This window comes from Pseudomonas sp. GW822-FHT06B12 (assembly GCF_058799675.1).
In genome coordinates this window covers 218,734-234,878 of sequence record NZ_JBXALR010000006.1, presented here as the reverse complement: position 1 = coordinate 234,878, position 16,145 = coordinate 218,734, and the positions used below count along the sequence as shown (strand labels likewise).

Sequence of the window (16,145 nt, the reverse complement as noted above, 5' to 3'; positions counted from 1 at the left end):
GGGCCCCTGCAGGTGAGCTACAAGTTTCAAGCGACAAGCTGCAAGCGGTCAAGCGTCAAACTTCCACCCGCAAAAAGGGTCCTGAAAAGGACCCTTTTTTTAAAACGACTCGGCTTTTACTTGTCGCTTGTAGCTTAAAACTTGCCGCTGCTTTATCGCTTATCGCGGCGCTTCTTGTCGGCTTTCTTGTGGTGCGTCATCAAGCGGCGCTTCTTGTTGACCTGACGGTCGGTAAGCGTGTTCTTGTTGCCTTCGTACGGGTTCTCACCACCTTTGAACTCGATGCGGATCGGCGTACCGACCAGCTTCAAGACGCGACGGTAAGTGTTTTCCAGGTAACGGACGTAAGACTTTGGAACCTTCTCGACCTGGTTACCGTGGATCACGATGATCGGCGGGTTCGCGCCACCCAAGTGGGCATAACGCAGCTTGATCCGGCGGTTGTTGACCATCGGCGGCGCGTGCTCACCGACCGCATCTTCGAGAATCTGGGTCAGGCGGTTGGTCGGCCAGCGAGTGACCGCGGATTTGAACGAGTTCTGCACCGACGCGTAGAGGTTGCCCACGCCAGTACCGTGCAGGGCCGAGATGAAGTGGATGTCGGCGAAGTCGACGAAGAACAGCCGACGTTGCAGCTCGACCTTCACGAAGTCGCGCTCGCTCGGCGTCATGCCGTCCCACTTGTTGATCGCGATCACCAACGCACGACCCGCTTCCAGGGCAAAGCCCAGCAGGTTGAGGTCGTGGTCTACCACGCCTTCGCGGGCGTCCATCACGAAGATCACCACGTTGGCGTCTTTGATCGCTTGCAGGGTTTTGACCACGGAGAACTTTTCGACTTCTTCGTGGATCTTGCCGCGCTTGCGCACACCGGCGGTATCGATCAGCGTGTACTTCTCGTCGTTACGTTCGAACGGGATGTAGATACTGTCGCGGGTGGTGCCTGGCTGGTCATACACGATCACCCGGTCTTCACCGAGCATGCGGTTGACCAAGGTCGACTTGCCGACGTTCGGGCGACCAATGATAGCGATCTTGATACCGTCTTTTTCGCTCGGGCCAGGAATGCGCTTGGCTTCCTCGCCTTCGGCAACGATTTCTTCTTCGCCGTCTTCCGGCTCTTCGTCGTCTTTAGGGAAGTCGCTCAGGGCGATTTCCAGCATCTGGGTGATGCCACGACCGTGGGCACCGGCGATCGGGATCGCGTGGCCCATGCCCAACGGGGCGAACTCGGCGCGGGCCATTTCAGGGTCGATGTTGTCGACCTTGTTGGCAACCACGTAAGAACGCTTGTTACGCTTGCGCAAGTGCTCGGCGATCATCTGGTCGGCCGCGGTGAAACCGGCTTTGGCATCTACCAGGAACAGAACGACATCCGCTTCTTCAATGGCCAGCAGCGACTGCTCGGCCATTTTTTCGTCCATACCGTGTTCGTCACCGGAGATACCGCCAGTGTCGACCAAAATGTAGGAACGCCCTTGCCACTTGGCCTCACCGTATTGGCGATCACGGGTCAGACCGGACAAGTCGCCGACGATGGCGTCACGCGTCCTGGTCAGGCGGTTGAACAAGGTGGACTTGCCGACGTTCGGTCGGCCCACCAGGGCGATTACGGGAACCATGCGGCTCTCCACTTCGTTATTTCAGAAAATACAAAAGCCGCTGCGAGGCAGCGGCTGGTGCTCGGGGCAGCGCCTGTAAGCGCTGCGAGCCTTGCAGAGCAAGGCCGCTTGGAGAATTAACCCCAAGCATAGTCAAACCATTACTTGATGGTCAGGGCTTCCAGTTTGCCGCTGTTGCCATACACGTAAATCATGTCACCCATCACCAGCGGACGGGCACGCAGGCCGTCGCTGTCGATGCGTTCACGGCCGACGAAACGACCGTCTACCTGACTCAGCAGGTGCAGGTAACCTTCCAGGTCACCGACTGCAACGTAGCTGGAGAACACTTCCGGCGCCGACAGTTGACGGCGGGCCAGCGAGTCGTTGGCCCACAAAGACGTGGTCGAACGCTCGTCGACGCCTTCAACGGTACCCGAAGCGAGGCTGATGTAGACGCTGCCGAAACCTTGAGCGACACCGGCATAGCTGGAAGCATCACGCTGCCAGAGCTGACGACCGCTTTGCAGGTCCAGGGCCGCAACGCGCCCCTGATAGCTGGCCACATAGACCTTGTCGCCGGACAGCAGCAGGCCACCGTCGATATCGACCACACGCTCCAGCTCCGAGCGACCCTGTGGAATAGCAATGCGCTGCTCCCAGACCGGCACGCCGTTGGAGATATCCAGCGCCACGACTTTACCGGTCGACAGACCGGCAATCGCCAGGCGGTTGGTAACGATCGGCGCACTGGTGCCACGCAGAGTCAGTACCGCTGGAGTGCTGTCATACAACCAGCGCTGATTACCGGTGGCAGCATCCAGACCGATCACACGATCGTCCTGAGTCTGCACCACTACAACGTCACCGTTGTTGGCTGGCGGCGCGAGGACTTCACTGGTCACGCGAGCGCGCCATTTCTCTTCACCCGAACTCGCATCCAGGGCAACGACTTCGCCTTTGAGCGTGCCGACCATGACCAGCCCGTAACCCACGCCAACGGCGCCGGACACCGGCAGTTCAAGATCTTTCTTCCATTTGACGTCGCCGTTCATGCGATCCAGCGCCATCACAATGCCTTTGACGTCGGCGGCATAGATGGTATTGCCATCGATGGCCGGCACCAGCATGTTGTAGGTTTCGCCCTGACCATTACCGACCGAACGGCTCCACTGCTTTTGCAGGACAACTTCTTCTTTGAAGTTGACCAGCTCAGCCGGCGGCAGTTCTTTTTTGCTGTTGCTGCTGCAACCCGCGGCCAGAATGGCCAGAGCCAGCAATGCTGCATGTTTCCAACGGATCACGTCACGCATCCCCTTTGGCCAGGTCGTCCAGCTTGATTTGTAAGCCACCGACCGCCGCTTCATCCGACAGCGCAGCCTTGGCTTTTTGATAAGCAGCGTGGGCTTCATCGGTACGACCCAACTGGACCAGCAGGTCACCCTTGAGTTCTTCGCGAGTGGCCAGGAATGCCTTGTCGGCATCGCCTTCGAGCAGTTTCAGCGCTTCGTCAGCCTTGTTCTGTGCGGCCAGAACCTGAGCCAGACGTTGACGCGCTACTTCGCCCAGAGTCGGGTTGGCAGGTTTGTCAGTCACAGCCTTGAGTTGGCTTGCAGCGTCGTCCAGCTTGCCGCTGTCGACCGCGACTTTCGCCACGAACAGGCTGCCGTATTGTGCGTAAGCCGTGCCGCCGAACTCGCTGTTGAGCTTGTTGGCGAGGTCCGCTACGCGGGCCATGTCAGGCTTGCCGTCCGGGGTCAGCGTGGTTTCCAGCAATTGCTGATAGAGCATCGAGGCGCCTTGCGACTGATTGCTCTGATACTTGTGAAACGCCTGCCAGCCGAACACGATGACCAGCGCCAACAGGCCGCCAGTCACTAGAGGTTTGCCGTTACGCTGCCACCAGTCTTTGAATTCCGCCAGATGTTCGTCTTCGGTACTCGACACCCCAATACTCCTTATTCGCTAAATCGGCTGTTTGACAGCTTCAACCCTGCACGACGCAGGTGGCCAGGTGAGCGGCAAGCGCATCCCAGGCAATGCTTTGTTGTTCGCCCTGGCCACGCAGGGGTTTGAAACCTACCACTTGCTGGGCCATTTCGTCGTCACCGAGGATCAATGCGTACAACGCACCACTCTTGTCGGCCTTCTTGAACTGACTTTTGAAGCTGCCGGCGCCAGCATTGATCTGCAGACGCAGGTTAGGCAGTTGATCGCGCACCCGCTCGCTCAGCGTCAACGCAGCCAGTTCGGCCGCCTCGCCGAAGGCGCACAGGTAGACGTCAACCTGACGGGAGATTTCTTCCGGGATCTGCTCCAGTGTTTCGAGCAGCAGCACCAGACGCTCGATGCCCATGGCGAAACCAACGCCCGGGGTCGGCTTGCCGCCCATCTGCTCGACCAGACCGTCGTAACGGCCACCCGCGCAGACGGTGCCCTGGGCGCCGAGCTTGTCGGTGACCCATTCGAATACGGTTTTGCTGTAGTAATCCAGCCCGCGCACCAGCTTCGGGTTGATCACATAAGGAATGCCGGCAGCATCCAGACGCGCCTTGAGGCCCTCGAAGTGAGTACGCGACTCTTCGTCGAGGTAGTCCGCCATCTTCGGCGCATCGAGCAGTGCCGCCTGGGTATCGGCGTTCTTGGTATCCAGCACCCGCAGCGGGTTGGTTTTCAGACGGCGCTGGCTGTCTTCGTCCAGCTGGTCCAGACGTGCTGTCAGGTACTCCACCAGTGCATCGCGATAACGACCGCGAGATTCGCTGGTGCCCAGACTGTTGAGTTCAAGCTTGACCGCGTCACGGATCCCCAGCTCGCCCCACAGGCGCCAGGTCAGCACGATCAGTTCGGCGTCGATGTCCGGACCATCAAGGTTGAAAACTTCGCAACCGATCTGGTGGAACTGGCGATAACGGCCTTTTTGCGGACGCTCGTGGCGGAACATCGGGCCGATGTACCAGAGTTTCTGCACCTGACCACCGCCCGTGATGCCGTGCTCAAGCACTGCACGCACGCACGCCGCCGTGCCCTCGGGGCGCAGCGTCAGCGAGTCGCCGTTACGGTCGTCGAAGGTGTACATCTCTTTTTCGACGATGTCGGTCACTTCACCGATGGAGCGTTTGAACAGCTCGGTGAATTCGACGATCGGCATGCGAATCTGCTTGTAACCGTAGTTATCCAGCAGACGCGAAACGGTGCCCTCGAAATGACGCCACAAAGGGGTCTGTTCGGGCAGGATGTCGTTCATGCCACGAATGGCTTGCAGAGACTTGCTCACAAAAATTCCTTAATTCGTTCGATCAGCCGCGGGCGATAACTGCCGCGTCGGCTTCGACCTTTTCGGCCGCTTTCTGACGGATCAGCCTTTCCAGCTCATCCACCAGATTGTCATTCGTCAATTTCTGCGACGGCTTGCCGTCGATGTAAATCAGGTTCGGCGTACCGCCAGTCAGGCCAATGTGGGCCTCTTTGGCTTCGCCGGGACCGTTGACCACGCAACCGATGACTGCAACATCCAGCGGCACCAGCAGATCTTCGAGGCGCCCTTCCAGTTCGTTCATGGTTTTCACCACATCGAAGTTCTGCCGCGAGCAGCTCGGGCAGGCGATGAAGTTGATGCCACGGGAACGCAGGTGCAGGGATTTGAGAATGTCGTAGCCGACTTTCACTTCCTCGACCGGGTCAGCCGCCAACGAGATGCGAATAGTATCGCCAATCCCTTCGGCGAGCAGCATACCGAGGCCCACGGCGGATTTCACTGTGCCTGAACGCAAACCGCCGGCTTCAGTGATACCCAAGTGCAGTGGCTGGACGATTTCCTTGGCCAGCAGACGATAGGCTTCGACGGCCATGAACACGTCGGAGGCCTTCACGCTGACCTTGAAGTCCTGGAAGTTCAGGCGTTCAAGGTGCTCGACGTGACGCAGGGCCGACTCGACCAGCGCGGCAGGCGTTGGCTCGCCGTATTTCTTTTGCAGGTCTTTTTCCAGAGAACCGGCGTTGACGCCGATACGGATCGGAATCCCGCGGTCACGGGCGGCATCGACCACCGCGCGCACACGGTCTTCACGACCGATGTTGCCCGGGTTGATCCGCAGGCAATCGACGCCCAGTTCGGCTACGCGCAAGGCGATCTTGTAGTCGAAGTGAATGTCGGCAACCAACGGCACCTTGACCAGTTGCTTGATTCGACCGAAGGCTTCGGCGGCGTCCATGTCTGGAACGGAAATCCGCACGATATCGACGCCAGCCGCTTCCAGACGATTGATCTGGGCCACGGTGGCGGCAACGTCATTGGTGTCGCTGTTGGTCATGCTCTGTACAGCGATAGGCGCATCACCGCCCACCGGTACCGAACCAACCCAGATTTTGCGGGACTCGCGACGCTTGATTGGAGATTCGCCGTGCATGACTTATTGACCCAACTTCAGGCGAGCAGTCTCGCCACTGGTGAACGGAGCTACATCGACCACTTGCCCGTTGTAGCTGACCTGTGCGCCACGGGCATAGCCCAGGCGTACTGCAAACGGTGGTTTGCCGCTGACGTCGGCGGTTTCGCCTTTACGCTTCAGACCGCTCAACAGTACTTTGCCGTTGCCGTCAGTGACTTGCGTCCAGCAGTTGGCAGAGAACTGAATCCGAACCTGACCCGCACCGGCAACCGGAGCGGCCGGTGCAGCAGCCGGAGCGGCTAGTGCTGGCGCGGCGGCCACGACTGGCGCTGGCGCAACAGGCGCGACCGGTGCCACGGGTGTCGCAACAACCGGGGCCGGCGCAGTGCGCGCTGGCGCGACAACCGGAGCAGCCGGCACGACTACAGGGGCTACCGGAGCAGCCGGAGCTGGCGCTTCAACATTTGCCTGAACGTCGCTAGTCGCCGGGCCTTCAGGCAGTGCAAGAGGCGTCCCGGCTTCGGTCTGACCTTCTACCACAGCCTGATCTTCCGGCTCGTCGAGCGGATGGATCTGTGTGGTGCCATCGGCGCCTTCGACTTCGACGTGCTCTGGGCTCAGACCAATCAGGTCCTTGGTGCGCAACGACGTTTGATCCTGCCACCAGACAAAACCGCCTCCCACCACGGCAATCAGCAGCAACAGGCTGACGATGCGCAAAATGGTGTGGGAAACCCGCGATGGCTCTTCGATACGCCCAAGGCCTTGCACGTTGCTGCCCTTGGAATCGGTGCCGGTGTGCTGGTCGAACTGCTGCACCAGAACGGCCTGGTCCATGCCCAGCAGTTTGGCGTAAGCACGGATATAGCCGCGAGCAAAGGTATGCCCAGGCAGCTTGTCGAAAGCGCCGTCTTCCAGATTCTTCAAGGAATTCACGGTGAGATTGAGCTTGAGCGCTACTTCCGCCAGCGACCAACCATTGCCTTCGCGGGCCTGACGCAGGGTCTCTCCGGGGTTTACGCGAGTCGCTGCTACAACTTCTGGATGCGCCGCTTTCATCATTGCTCCGACAGGTATTGCTGATATTCCGGCGTACCGGGATAGAGTCGTTTTAATTGCAGGCCAAAACTGGCGGCCTTGTCGCGATCTTCGAACACTTTGGCCAGCCGAACGCCGAGCAATAGACTACGTGCATTTTGCTCGGCGAGCAGGCTAAAACGATCGTAATAGTCACGCGCGGGCACATAATGCCTGTCTTCGTACGACAACTCAGCCATTTCCAGCAACGCACGTGGCTGTTGTCGGTTCAGGCGCAGGGCTTTTTCCAGTTGCTGCTGGGCCAGGTCACGCTGGCCGAGCATTGAAGCAGTCATGCCAAGGTTCTCGAAAACCCGTGAACGCTCAGGATAAAGGCTATCGGCAGCCGCTTGCTCAAAGCGCTCGTACGCTTCTTTGTAACGTTTCTCTTCAAAGAGAAAGCTGCCGTAGTTGTTCAGGATGCGTGCATCGCCCGGACGACCGGACAGTGCCTTGCGAAAATGTTGATCGGCGAGCTCAGGCTCCATTTCGGCCTGAAATACCAGGCCCAACGCCGCGTTGGCATCCGGGTCGGAGCTATCCAGTTCAAGGGCCTTCTTCAACGGGACTTTCGCCCGCTCGGTCATGCCCTGTTGCAGATACCCCACGCCCAGCTGCACGTAAGCAGCACGCGCCTCGTCGCGCCCCTTGCTGGTTTTCATCGGATTGAAATCACCCGACAGAACACAACCAGCCGACAGGCTGGCGAACAGCAGAAGCAGCGCTAGGCGCAGTGACATAGAGATCCTCTCTTAAGTGCGATTCGCAGCGTCTTGCGCCATATCGTTGTCGGCGCTCAACTCACGCACGGCGATATAACGTTCGCTACGACGGGTGCGATCCAGCACCTGTCCTACCAATTGGCCACACGCAGCGTCGATGTCTTCGCCACGGGTGGTGCGCACGGTGACATTGAAGCCAGCGTGATGAAGTTGATCCTGGAAACGACGGATGGCGTTGTTGCTCGGCCGCTCGTAACCGGAATGGGGGAACGGGTTGAACGGGATCAGGTTGATCTTGCACGGAACATTTTTGAGCAACTCGATCATTTCAACCGCGTGCTCGACCTTGTCATTGATGTCCTTGAGCAAGGTGTACTCGATGGTCAGCACGCGCTTCTCGCCCAGGGAGGACATGTAGCGCTGGCAAGACTCGAGGAGCATTTTCAGCGGGTACTTCTTGTTGATCGGCACCAGCTGGTTGCGCAGCGCATCGTTGGGTGCGTGCAGGGACAACGCCAGGGAAACGTCGATGTGCTTGGACAGCTCATCGATCATCGGCACCACGCCTGAGGTCGACAGGGTCACACGGCGCTTGGAAATGCCGTAGCCCAGGTCGTCCATCATCAAGTGCATGGCGACAACGACGTTGTCGAAGTTCAGCAGCGGCTCACCCATGCCCATCATCACCACGTTGGTGATGGCACGGTCGGCGGTTGCCGGGATGCTGCCGAACGATTTATTGGCAATCCACACCTGGCCGATGACTTCGGCGGCGGTGAGGTTGCTGTTGAAACCTTGCTTGCCGGTGGAGCAGAAACTGCAATCCAGGGCACAGCCTGCCTGGGACGAAACGCACAGAGTGCCGCGTTTGCCCTGGGGAATGTAGACGGTCTCGACGCAGCTGCCGGACGCCACGCGCACCACCCACTTACGGGTGCCGTCGCTGGAGATGTCCTCGCTGACCACTTCGGGGCCGCGAACTTCGGCAATAGCCTTGAGCTTGTCGCGCAAGGCCTTGCTGACGTTCGTCATGGCGTCGAAATCATCGACGCCAAGGTGGTGAATCCACTTCATTACCTGACCGGCACGGAAACGCTTCTCCCCGATTGAGTCGAAGAATTTTTCCATTTCCAGCTGAGTCAGACCCAGCAGGTTAGTTTTTGCAGTCGATGTAGTCATGGATTCACCTTCACTCATAAGCCAATGCTTAGCGAGTGGTTACTTCAGTAGCTGCGAAGAAGTACGAGATTTCGCGAGCAGCAGCGGCTTCGGAGTCCGAACCGTGCACAGCGTTGGCGTCGATGGAGTCAGCGAAGTCAGCGCGGATGGTACCGGCAGCAGCTTCTTTAGGGTTGGTAGCGCCCATCAGCTCACGGTTCAGAGCGATAGCGTTTTCGCCTTCCAGAACCTGAACGACAACCGGACCGGAGATCATGAAAGCAACCAGGTCGTTGAAGAAACCACGAGCGCTGTGCTCAGCGTAGAAGCCTTCAGCTTCAGCTTTGGACAGTTGCTTCAGTTTCGAAGCTACAACGCGCAGGCCAGCTTTTTCGAAACGAGTGGTGATCTCGCCGATAACGTTTTTTGCAACTGCGTCAGGCTTGATGATGGAGAAAGTACGTTGAACAGCCATGGTGTAACTCCAGAAACGGTAATTTGCGAAAAATTAAACCCGCGAATTATACGCGGGTTCTTTGGTATTGCCTAACGGCGTACGGTGCGTTCAGTCGGCTTCTTCGATCCAGGCCGCTTGAATGGCTTCAAGCACCTTCTCGCCACCGCGAGCAGCGTCATCATTGAACTCCGGCAACGCCAGCACCCATTGGTGCAGATCGACGAAGTTCACGTAACGCGGATCCACATCCGGCTTGCTTTCAGCCAGCTGGATCGCGATTTCCAGCACATCAACCCATTTAAGACTCATGCCAGTTCCTTGAATCAATGCGGCGCTTCGGCTGCATGGTTGAGCGAGTATTTAGGAATTTCGACGGTCAGGTCTTCAGTCCCGACGACTGCCTGGCAGGTCAGGCGCGACTGCGCTTCCAGACCCCAGGCCCGATCAAGATAGTCCTCTTCCAGCTCATCGGCCTCATTCAGCGAGTCGAAGCCTTCGCGAATGATGCAGTGACAGGTGGTGCAGGCACAGACGCCGCCGCAGGCGCTCTCGATCTCGATATGGTTGTCATGGGCGACTTCGAGAATGGACTTGCCGGTCTCAGCCTCTACAACCATACCGTCCGGGCAATGCTCGGCGTGTGGCAGAAAAATGATCTGCGGCATCAGTTATTCCTCGATTTCATTCAGGTTACGCCCCGCCAGCGCGGCTTTCACCGTCGAGTCCAGGCGGCGCGCAGCAAAGGCATCGGTCACTTGCGACAGACGCTTGGTCTGCTGCTCGATGGCGTAACCATCGGTGCCTTTCATCAATTCGGTCAGTTCCTGCATCTGCAACTCGATGACCATGCGCTCTTCGGCGTCGAGCAGACGCTCGCCGTCAACATCGAGGGCGCCCTGCACCGCTTCGATCAAACGCTGGGCATCGACTTGCTGCTCACGCAATACGCGGGCGACTTTGTCATCGTTGGCGTGCTGGAACGAATCCTTGAGCATGCGGGCGATTTCGCCGTCGGTCAGGCCGTAGGACGGCTTGACCTGGATGCTCGCCTCAACGCCCGAACCCAACTCGCGGGCGGCCACGCTGAGCAAGCCATCGGCGTCGACCTGGAAGGTCACGCGAATCTTCGCCGCACCCGCCACCATGGCCGGAATGCCGCGCAATTCGAAGCGCGCCAGGGAGCGGCAATCGCTGATCAGCTCGCGCTCGCCCTGCAGCACATGAATCATCATGGCCGACTGGCCATCTTTATACGTCGTGAAGTCCTGAGCGCGGGCGACAGGGATGGTGGTGTTACGCGGAATCACCTTCTCCATCAGGCCGCCCATGGTTTCCAGCCCCAGGGACAACGGAATCACGTCGAGCAGCAGCAGTTCGCCGCCATCGCGCTTGTTGCCAGCCAAGGTATCGGCCTGGATCGCAGCACCAATGGCTACCACTTGATCCGGATCGATCTCGGTCAGTGGCTGACGACCAAAGGCTTCCGCCACGGCATCGCGTACACGCGGTACACGGGTCGAACCGCCGACCATCACCACGGCGTGCACTTCTTCCAGTTCGATACCGGAATCACGCACGGCGCGACGGCAGGCTTTCAGACTGCGAGCAACCATCGGCTCGATCAGCGCATCAAAGGCTTCGCGGGTCAGCTGGGATTTCCAGCCGTCATAGGCGACTTCAACCGTCGCGGCATTCGTCAGGGCTTCTTTGGCCGCGCAAGCGGTTTGCAGCAGATGACGTTGCGCTCCTGGATCGAGGTCAGCGGACAAGCCCGCGCTCTCGATGATCCAGCCAGCAATCGCGTGGTCGAAATCATCGCCGCCCAAGGCGCTGTCGCCACCAGTGGCCAGTACTTCAAACACGCCGCCGGTCAGACGCAGAATCGAAATATCGAAGGTGCCGCCGCCCAGGTCATAAATGGCAACCAGGCCTTCAGCATGTTGATCCAGACCGTAAGCCACCGCCGCCGCGGTCGGCTCGTTGAGCAAACGCAGCACGTTCAGACCCGCCAGCTTGGCCGCATCCTTGGTCGCCTGGCGTTGTGCGTCATCGAAATAAGCCGGAACGGTGATCACCGCGCCAACCAGTTCGCCGCCCAGCGTCAACTCGGCGCGCTGACGCAGCACCTTGAGGATATCGGCGGAAACTTCGACAGGGCTTTTCGGCCCTTGTACGGTGTCGATGAACGGCATGTGCGACTCGCCATCGACAAAGCGATACGGCAGCTGTTCGCCCAATTGCTTGACGTCGGACAGACCACGACCCATCAAGCGCTTGACCGACAACACCGTGTTCAGCGGATCGGTAGCGGCTGCCAGTTTGGCGGACTCGCCGACCTCGACACGGTCAGCGTGATAGCGCACCGCAGACGGCAGAATGACCTGCCCGTCTGCGTCGGCCAGTGGCTCGGAAAGACCACTGCGCAACGCAGCGACCAGCGAATTGGTAGTGCCCAAGTCGATCCCCACAGCCAGACGACGCTGGTGCGGTTGAGGACTTTGGCCGGGTTCGGCGATCTGCAGTAGGGCCATCGTTATCAGGACTTATCTGTATATCAGGCGTGCGACCGAGGCGGCACTGGGTTAATCGTCGAGGCGCTCTTCTAACTGGCGCACTTCGTAGGTGAGCTTGTCGAGGAACTGCATGCGCCGCATCAGGCGTTCGGCCTGTTCACGTTGCGCTGCATCATTCCAGCAAGCTGCGAAGCTTTCGTTCAGTTCATCCTGAGCGACCTTCAGGCGACGCTTGAACACTGCAATACCGGCCAGATCGGCGCTGTCCTGCAGGTCTTCGAGCTCTTCACGCCAATGCATCTGCTGCAGAAGAAATTCCGGATCATGCACCGTGACCTCCAGCGGCAGCTCACGACCACCCATGGCGAGCAGGTAACGCGCGCGCTTGGGGGGACTTTTGAGCGTCTGGTAGGCCTCGTTGAGGCTTGCGGATTGCTCTAGCGCCAGCCGTTGCTCGCGCTCGGAAGCGTCAGCAAAGCGGTCTGGATGAACGCCGCGCGCCAACTCACGGTAGCGCGTAGCCAGCTGATCGAGATCCAGAGTGAAGCTCGGTTGCAGCTCAAATAAAGCGAAATGACAAGGAGTACCCACGAGCAGCCTCAGATGTTGAAGCTTTCGCCGCAGCCACATTCACCGCGCACGTTGGGATTGTTGAACTTGAAGCCTTCGTTCAACCCTTCCTTGACGAAATCGAGCTCGGTGCCGTCCAGGTACGCCAGGCTTTTCGGATCGATGATCACTTTCTCGCCGTGACTTTCGAATACCTGATCGTCTGCCCCTACCTCATCGACAAACTCCAGCACGTAGGCAAGGCCGGAACAGCCCGTGGTGCGAACACCCAGACGAATCCCATCACCCTTGCCGCGCCCGTCGAGGGAGCGTCGCACGTGTTGAGCAGCCGCTTCTGTCATGCTGATAGCCATCGGTGACTCCTTACTCGTCGCCAATACTTGAAAGTCAGATCAAGCCTTTCTTCTGCTTGTAATCGCGAACGGCAGCCTTGATGGCGTCTTCAGCGAGTACCGAGCAGTGGATTTTCACTGGCGGCAAGGCCAGTTCTTCAGCCAGCTGAGTGTTCTTGATGGTCTCTGCTTCATCCAGCGTCTTGCCCTTCATCCACTCGGTAGCGAGGGAGCTGGAAGCAATGGCAGAGCCGCAGCCGTAGGTCTTGAACTTGGCGTCTTCGATGATGCCTTGCTCGTTGACCTTGATTTGCAGGCGCATAACGTCGCCGCACGCCGGAGCGCCGACCATGCCGGTGCCGACATCAGGATCTTCCGCGTCCATCTTGCCGACGTTGCGCGGGTTCTCGTAGTGGTCGATGACCTTTTCGCTGTAAGCCATGATTCAATCCTCACTCATCAGATAGTCGCTCTTTGGGCCCTGCAAGCCAACTTTTCAACCGGTTTTACAGAGCCCGTGTGCGGCGACTTAATTCGTTAGTGTGCCGCCCACTCGATTTTCGAAATGTCGACGCCGTCTTTGTACATGTCCCACAGCGGCGACAGAGCGCGCAGCTTGGTGACAGCCTCGCAGACTTTCTGCGCGGCATAATCGATTTCTTCTTCGGTGGTGAAACGGCCGAAGGTGAAGCGAATCGAGCTGTGTGCCAGTTCGTCGTTGCGGCCCAGGGCGCGCAGTACGTACGAAGGCTCAAGCGACGCCGAGGTGCAGGCCGAACCGGACGATACTGCCAGATCCTTGAGCGCCATGATCAGCGATTCGCCTTCAACGTAGTTGAAGCTCAGGTTCAGGTTGTGCGGAACGCGAGCAGTCAGGCTGCCGTTGACGTACAGCTCTTCGAGGCCTTCGACCTGCTTGAAGAAACGGTCGCTCAGGGCTTTGATCCGGACGTTTTCGGCAGCCATGTCTTCCTTGGCCACACGGAACGCTTCGCCCATGCCAACGATCTGGTGAGTCGCCAGGGTGCCGGAACGCATGCCGCGCTCGTGACCGCCGCCGTGCATGGCCGCTTCAAGGCGAACACGCGGTTTGCGGCTTACATACAGCGCGCCGATGCCTTTAGGGCCATAGGTTTTGTGAGCCGAGAAGGACATCAGATCGACTTTCAGCTTCTGCAGGTCGATCTCGACCTTGCCAGTGGACTGTGCAGCGTCGACATGGAACAGGATGCCCTTGGAGCGGGTCAGTTCGCCGATGGCTGCGATGTCGTTGATGGTGCCGATTTCGTTGTTCACGTGCATGACCGAGACCAGGATGGTGTCATCACGCAGCGCGGCTTCGATCATCTCAGGCGTCACCAGACCGTCTTCACGAGGATCGAGGTAGGTGACTTCGAAACCTTCGCGCTCCAGTTGGCGCATGGTGTCGAGGACCGCCTTGTGTTCGATCTTGGTGGTGATCAGGTGCTTGCCTTTGGTGCCATAGAAATGCGCGACACCCTTGATTGCCAGGTTGTCGGACTCGGTGGCACCGGAGGTCCAGACGATTTCACGCGGGTCGGCGTTGACCAGGTCGGCGACCTGGCGGCGAGCGTTTTCGACCGATTCTTCGGCTTTCCAGCCGAACACGTGGGAGCGGGACGCCGGGTTACCGAAGTTTCCGTCGACCAGCAGGCATTCACTCATCTTTTGCGCGACACGCGGATCAACCGGGGTGGTCGCAGAGTAATCAAGGTAAATCGGCAATTTCATGGACTCTCTCCTAAATCAGGCTGGCTGGCGTGCCGCTAGCTCTTTGGCTGTCATTCGACGGCGGACGCTTCAATCTTGTCCAGACGCGGTGTCTTGCTGTTGCAACGACGCTGGTCCTGACGCTGGGCTACTTCTTGCACCTCACGGCGAGTCACAAGGTCAGCCAAGCTGATACCGCTCAGAAATTCGTGGATTTGCAGGCTCAGATCACACCACAAGTGGTGAGTCAGGCAGGTGTCGCCACCATGGCAATCACCCAGGCCCTGGCATTTGGTTGCATCGACCGATTCGTTTACCGCATCGATCACCTGAGCGACCTGGATGCCCTGCATGTCACGCGATAGCTGGTAGCCACCACCTGGACCACGAACACTCGAGACCAGATTGCTGCGGCGCAATTTGGCGAAAAGCTGTTCGAGGTAGGACAGGGAAATGCCTTGGCGCTCAGAGATATCGGCCAGGGACACCGGCCCATGTTGCGCGTGCAACGCCAGGTCAAGCATGGCGGTGACAGCGTATCGGCCTTTTGTAGTCAGTCGCATGGACAATTACCACGGAGTTTCGGGATGGGGGCGAGTATGCAATTCCCGAGTATTTAAGTCAACTATAAGACCTAGTACTTTAGTCAGGTTTACCCGCAAAAGAGCGCGCGCACTATAGCAAAAGCTGGCGGTGATCGACCAGCAGTACCGCGTTATCGTTCATCGCGAGCAGGCTCGCTCCCACAGGGGATTTCTGGTGCTGCATAGATCCAGTGTGGGAGCGAGCCTGCTCGCGATGAGGTCGCCACGGTTTAGCTGGCCTTGCTTTCATCCTTGCCTTTTACGCAGGCGAAGTCTTCTTCGCGCAGCTCGGGCAAGTCTTTGGCGCAGTACGGGCTGCCCAGGTCCTTGAGCGCGCCGCACATGTCTTCCAGTCGACCGTCGACCGCTTGCAGGTGATCCAGCAACTGACCGATGGCGCGCGCCACCGGGTCCGGCATGTCTTCACTGACGCCGTAGGCATCAAAACCAATCTTCTCGGCCATGGCCTTGCGCTTGGCTTCCAGCTCATCATCGGACTTGACGATAATCCGCCCCGGAATACCGACCACCGTTGCCCCTGCCGGCACAGCCTTGGTCACCACCGCATTGGAACCCACCTTGGCACCGGCACCCACGGTAAACGGACCCAACACCTTGGCGCCCGCCCCCACCACTACGCCGTCTTCCAGCGTCGGGTGGCGCTTGCCTTTGTTCCAGCTGGTACCGCCAAGGGTCACGCCCTGATACAGCGTCACGTCATTGCCGATTTCGGCGGTTTCACCGATGACAATACCCATGCCATGGTCAATAAAGAAGCGACGGCCAACCTTGGCGCCTGGATGAATTTCGATCCCGGTCAACCAGCGACCGAAGTTCGATACCAGCCGGGCCAGCCATTTCCAGCCCATGCCCCATAACGCCGACGACAGGCGATGAATCCAGATAGCGTGCATGCCCGGGTAGCAGGTCAGCACCTCGAAAGCATTACGTGCCGCCGGGTCACGGTGGAAAACGCTCTGGATATCTTCACGCAAACGCTCGAACATCA

The 16,145-nt window shown here is 58.8% G+C and carries 18 protein-coding genes; all 18 read right to left on the bottom strand.

The genetic code is table 11. The annotated features are described in order from the left end of the window. Positions 1-152: 152 nt before the first annotated feature. The gene (gene der, locus AC1RKH_RS15730; RefSeq protein WP_123425101.1) at positions 153-1,622 is read right to left on the bottom strand and encodes a ribosome biogenesis GTPase Der; all 1,470 of its coding nucleotides are present in this window, start codon (positions 1,620-1,622) and stop codon (positions 153-155) included. Positions 1,623-1,762: 140 nt separating this feature from the next. Continuing rightward, positions 1,763-2,914, bottom strand: coding sequence for an outer membrane protein assembly factor BamB (bamB, locus tag AC1RKH_RS15725; RefSeq protein WP_123425100.1), 1,152 nt, complete (start codon positions 2,912-2,914; stop codon positions 1,763-1,765). Continuing rightward, complete coding sequence (locus AC1RKH_RS15720; RefSeq protein WP_493062960.1) at positions 2,907-3,548, bottom strand: tetratricopeptide repeat protein; 642 nt, start codon at positions 3,546-3,548, stop codon at positions 2,907-2,909. Before AC1RKH_RS15720 ends, bamB begins: the two co-directional genes overlap by 8 nt. 40 nt (positions 3,549-3,588) lie before the next feature. Then, a complete protein-coding gene (gene hisS / locus AC1RKH_RS15715) occupies positions 3,589-4,878 on the bottom strand; it encodes a histidine--tRNA ligase (protein ID WP_123425098.1) in 1,290 nt (429 codons plus the stop codon). A gap of 22 nt (positions 4,879-4,900) precedes the next feature. Further along, on the bottom strand, positions 4,901-6,010 hold the full coding sequence (ispG, locus tag AC1RKH_RS15710; protein WP_019693460.1) for a flavodoxin-dependent (E)-4-hydroxy-3-methylbut-2-enyl-diphosphate synthase: 1,110 nt from the start codon (positions 6,008-6,010) through the stop codon (positions 4,901-4,903). Positions 6,011-6,013: 3 nt separating this feature from the next. Next, complete coding sequence (locus AC1RKH_RS15705; RefSeq protein WP_493062959.1) at positions 6,014-7,051, bottom strand: RodZ domain-containing protein; 1,038 nt, start codon at positions 7,049-7,051, stop codon at positions 6,014-6,016. Beyond that, the gene (pilW, locus tag AC1RKH_RS15700; RefSeq protein ID WP_493062958.1) at positions 7,051-7,809 is read right to left on the bottom strand and encodes a type IV pilus biogenesis/stability protein PilW; all 759 of its coding nucleotides are present in this window, start codon (positions 7,807-7,809) and stop codon (positions 7,051-7,053) included. Before pilW ends, AC1RKH_RS15705 begins: the two co-directional genes overlap by 1 nt. A gap of 12 nt (positions 7,810-7,821) precedes the next feature. Further along, positions 7,822-8,970, bottom strand: a complete 1,149-nt coding sequence (gene rlmN / locus AC1RKH_RS15695) for a dual-specificity RNA methyltransferase RlmN (protein WP_493062957.1) — start codon at positions 8,968-8,970, stop codon at positions 7,822-7,824. Positions 8,971-8,998: 28 nt separating this feature from the next. Further along, positions 8,999-9,424 (bottom strand): nucleoside-diphosphate kinase, encoded by a 426-nt coding sequence (gene ndk / locus AC1RKH_RS15690; RefSeq protein WP_007903599.1) that lies wholly within the window; start codon positions 9,422-9,424, stop codon positions 8,999-9,001. A 90-nt stretch (positions 9,425-9,514) separates the two neighbouring features. Beyond that, on the bottom strand, positions 9,515-9,715 hold the full coding sequence (gene iscX / locus AC1RKH_RS15685) for a Fe-S cluster assembly protein IscX (protein ID WP_071553503.1): 201 nt from the start codon (positions 9,713-9,715) through the stop codon (positions 9,515-9,517). 14 nt (positions 9,716-9,729) lie between these two features. Continuing rightward, on the bottom strand, positions 9,730-10,071 hold the full coding sequence (fdx, locus tag AC1RKH_RS15680; protein ID WP_071553502.1) for an ISC system 2Fe-2S type ferredoxin: 342 nt from the start codon (positions 10,069-10,071) through the stop codon (positions 9,730-9,732). A gap of 3 nt (positions 10,072-10,074) precedes the next feature. Beyond that, positions 10,075-11,937 (bottom strand): Fe-S protein assembly chaperone HscA, encoded by a 1,863-nt coding sequence (gene hscA / locus AC1RKH_RS15675; protein WP_493062956.1) that lies wholly within the window; start codon positions 11,935-11,937, stop codon positions 10,075-10,077. A 51-nt stretch (positions 11,938-11,988) separates the two neighbouring features. Further along, a complete protein-coding gene (gene hscB / locus AC1RKH_RS15670) occupies positions 11,989-12,510 on the bottom strand; it encodes a co-chaperone HscB (RefSeq protein ID WP_123425092.1) in 522 nt (173 codons plus the stop codon). Positions 12,511-12,518: 8 nt separating this feature from the next. Then, a complete protein-coding gene (gene iscA / locus AC1RKH_RS15665; protein ID WP_123425091.1) occupies positions 12,519-12,842 on the bottom strand; it encodes an iron-sulfur cluster assembly protein IscA in 324 nt (107 codons plus the stop codon). 34 nt (positions 12,843-12,876) lie between these two features. Next, on the bottom strand, positions 12,877-13,263 hold the full coding sequence (gene iscU / locus AC1RKH_RS15660) for a Fe-S cluster assembly scaffold IscU (RefSeq protein WP_003443374.1): 387 nt from the start codon (positions 13,261-13,263) through the stop codon (positions 12,877-12,879). Between the two features lie 95 nt (positions 13,264-13,358). Further along, positions 13,359-14,573 (bottom strand): IscS subfamily cysteine desulfurase, encoded by a 1,215-nt coding sequence (locus AC1RKH_RS15655; protein WP_123425090.1) that lies wholly within the window; start codon positions 14,571-14,573, stop codon positions 13,359-13,361. Positions 14,574-14,623: 50 nt separating this feature from the next. Next, positions 14,624-15,115: a Fe-S cluster assembly transcriptional regulator IscR gene (gene iscR / locus AC1RKH_RS15650; RefSeq protein WP_019693470.1), complete on the bottom strand. Its 492-nt coding sequence runs from the start codon at positions 15,113-15,115 to the stop codon at positions 14,624-14,626. A gap of 251 nt (positions 15,116-15,366) precedes the next feature. After that, positions 15,367-16,143 carry a serine O-acetyltransferase gene (gene cysE / locus AC1RKH_RS15645; RefSeq protein ID WP_493062955.1) on the bottom strand — a complete coding sequence of 259 codons (777 nt, stop codon included), beginning with the start codon at positions 16,141-16,143 and terminating at the stop codon, positions 15,367-15,369. Between the last annotated feature and the right edge of the window lie 2 nt (positions 16,144-16,145).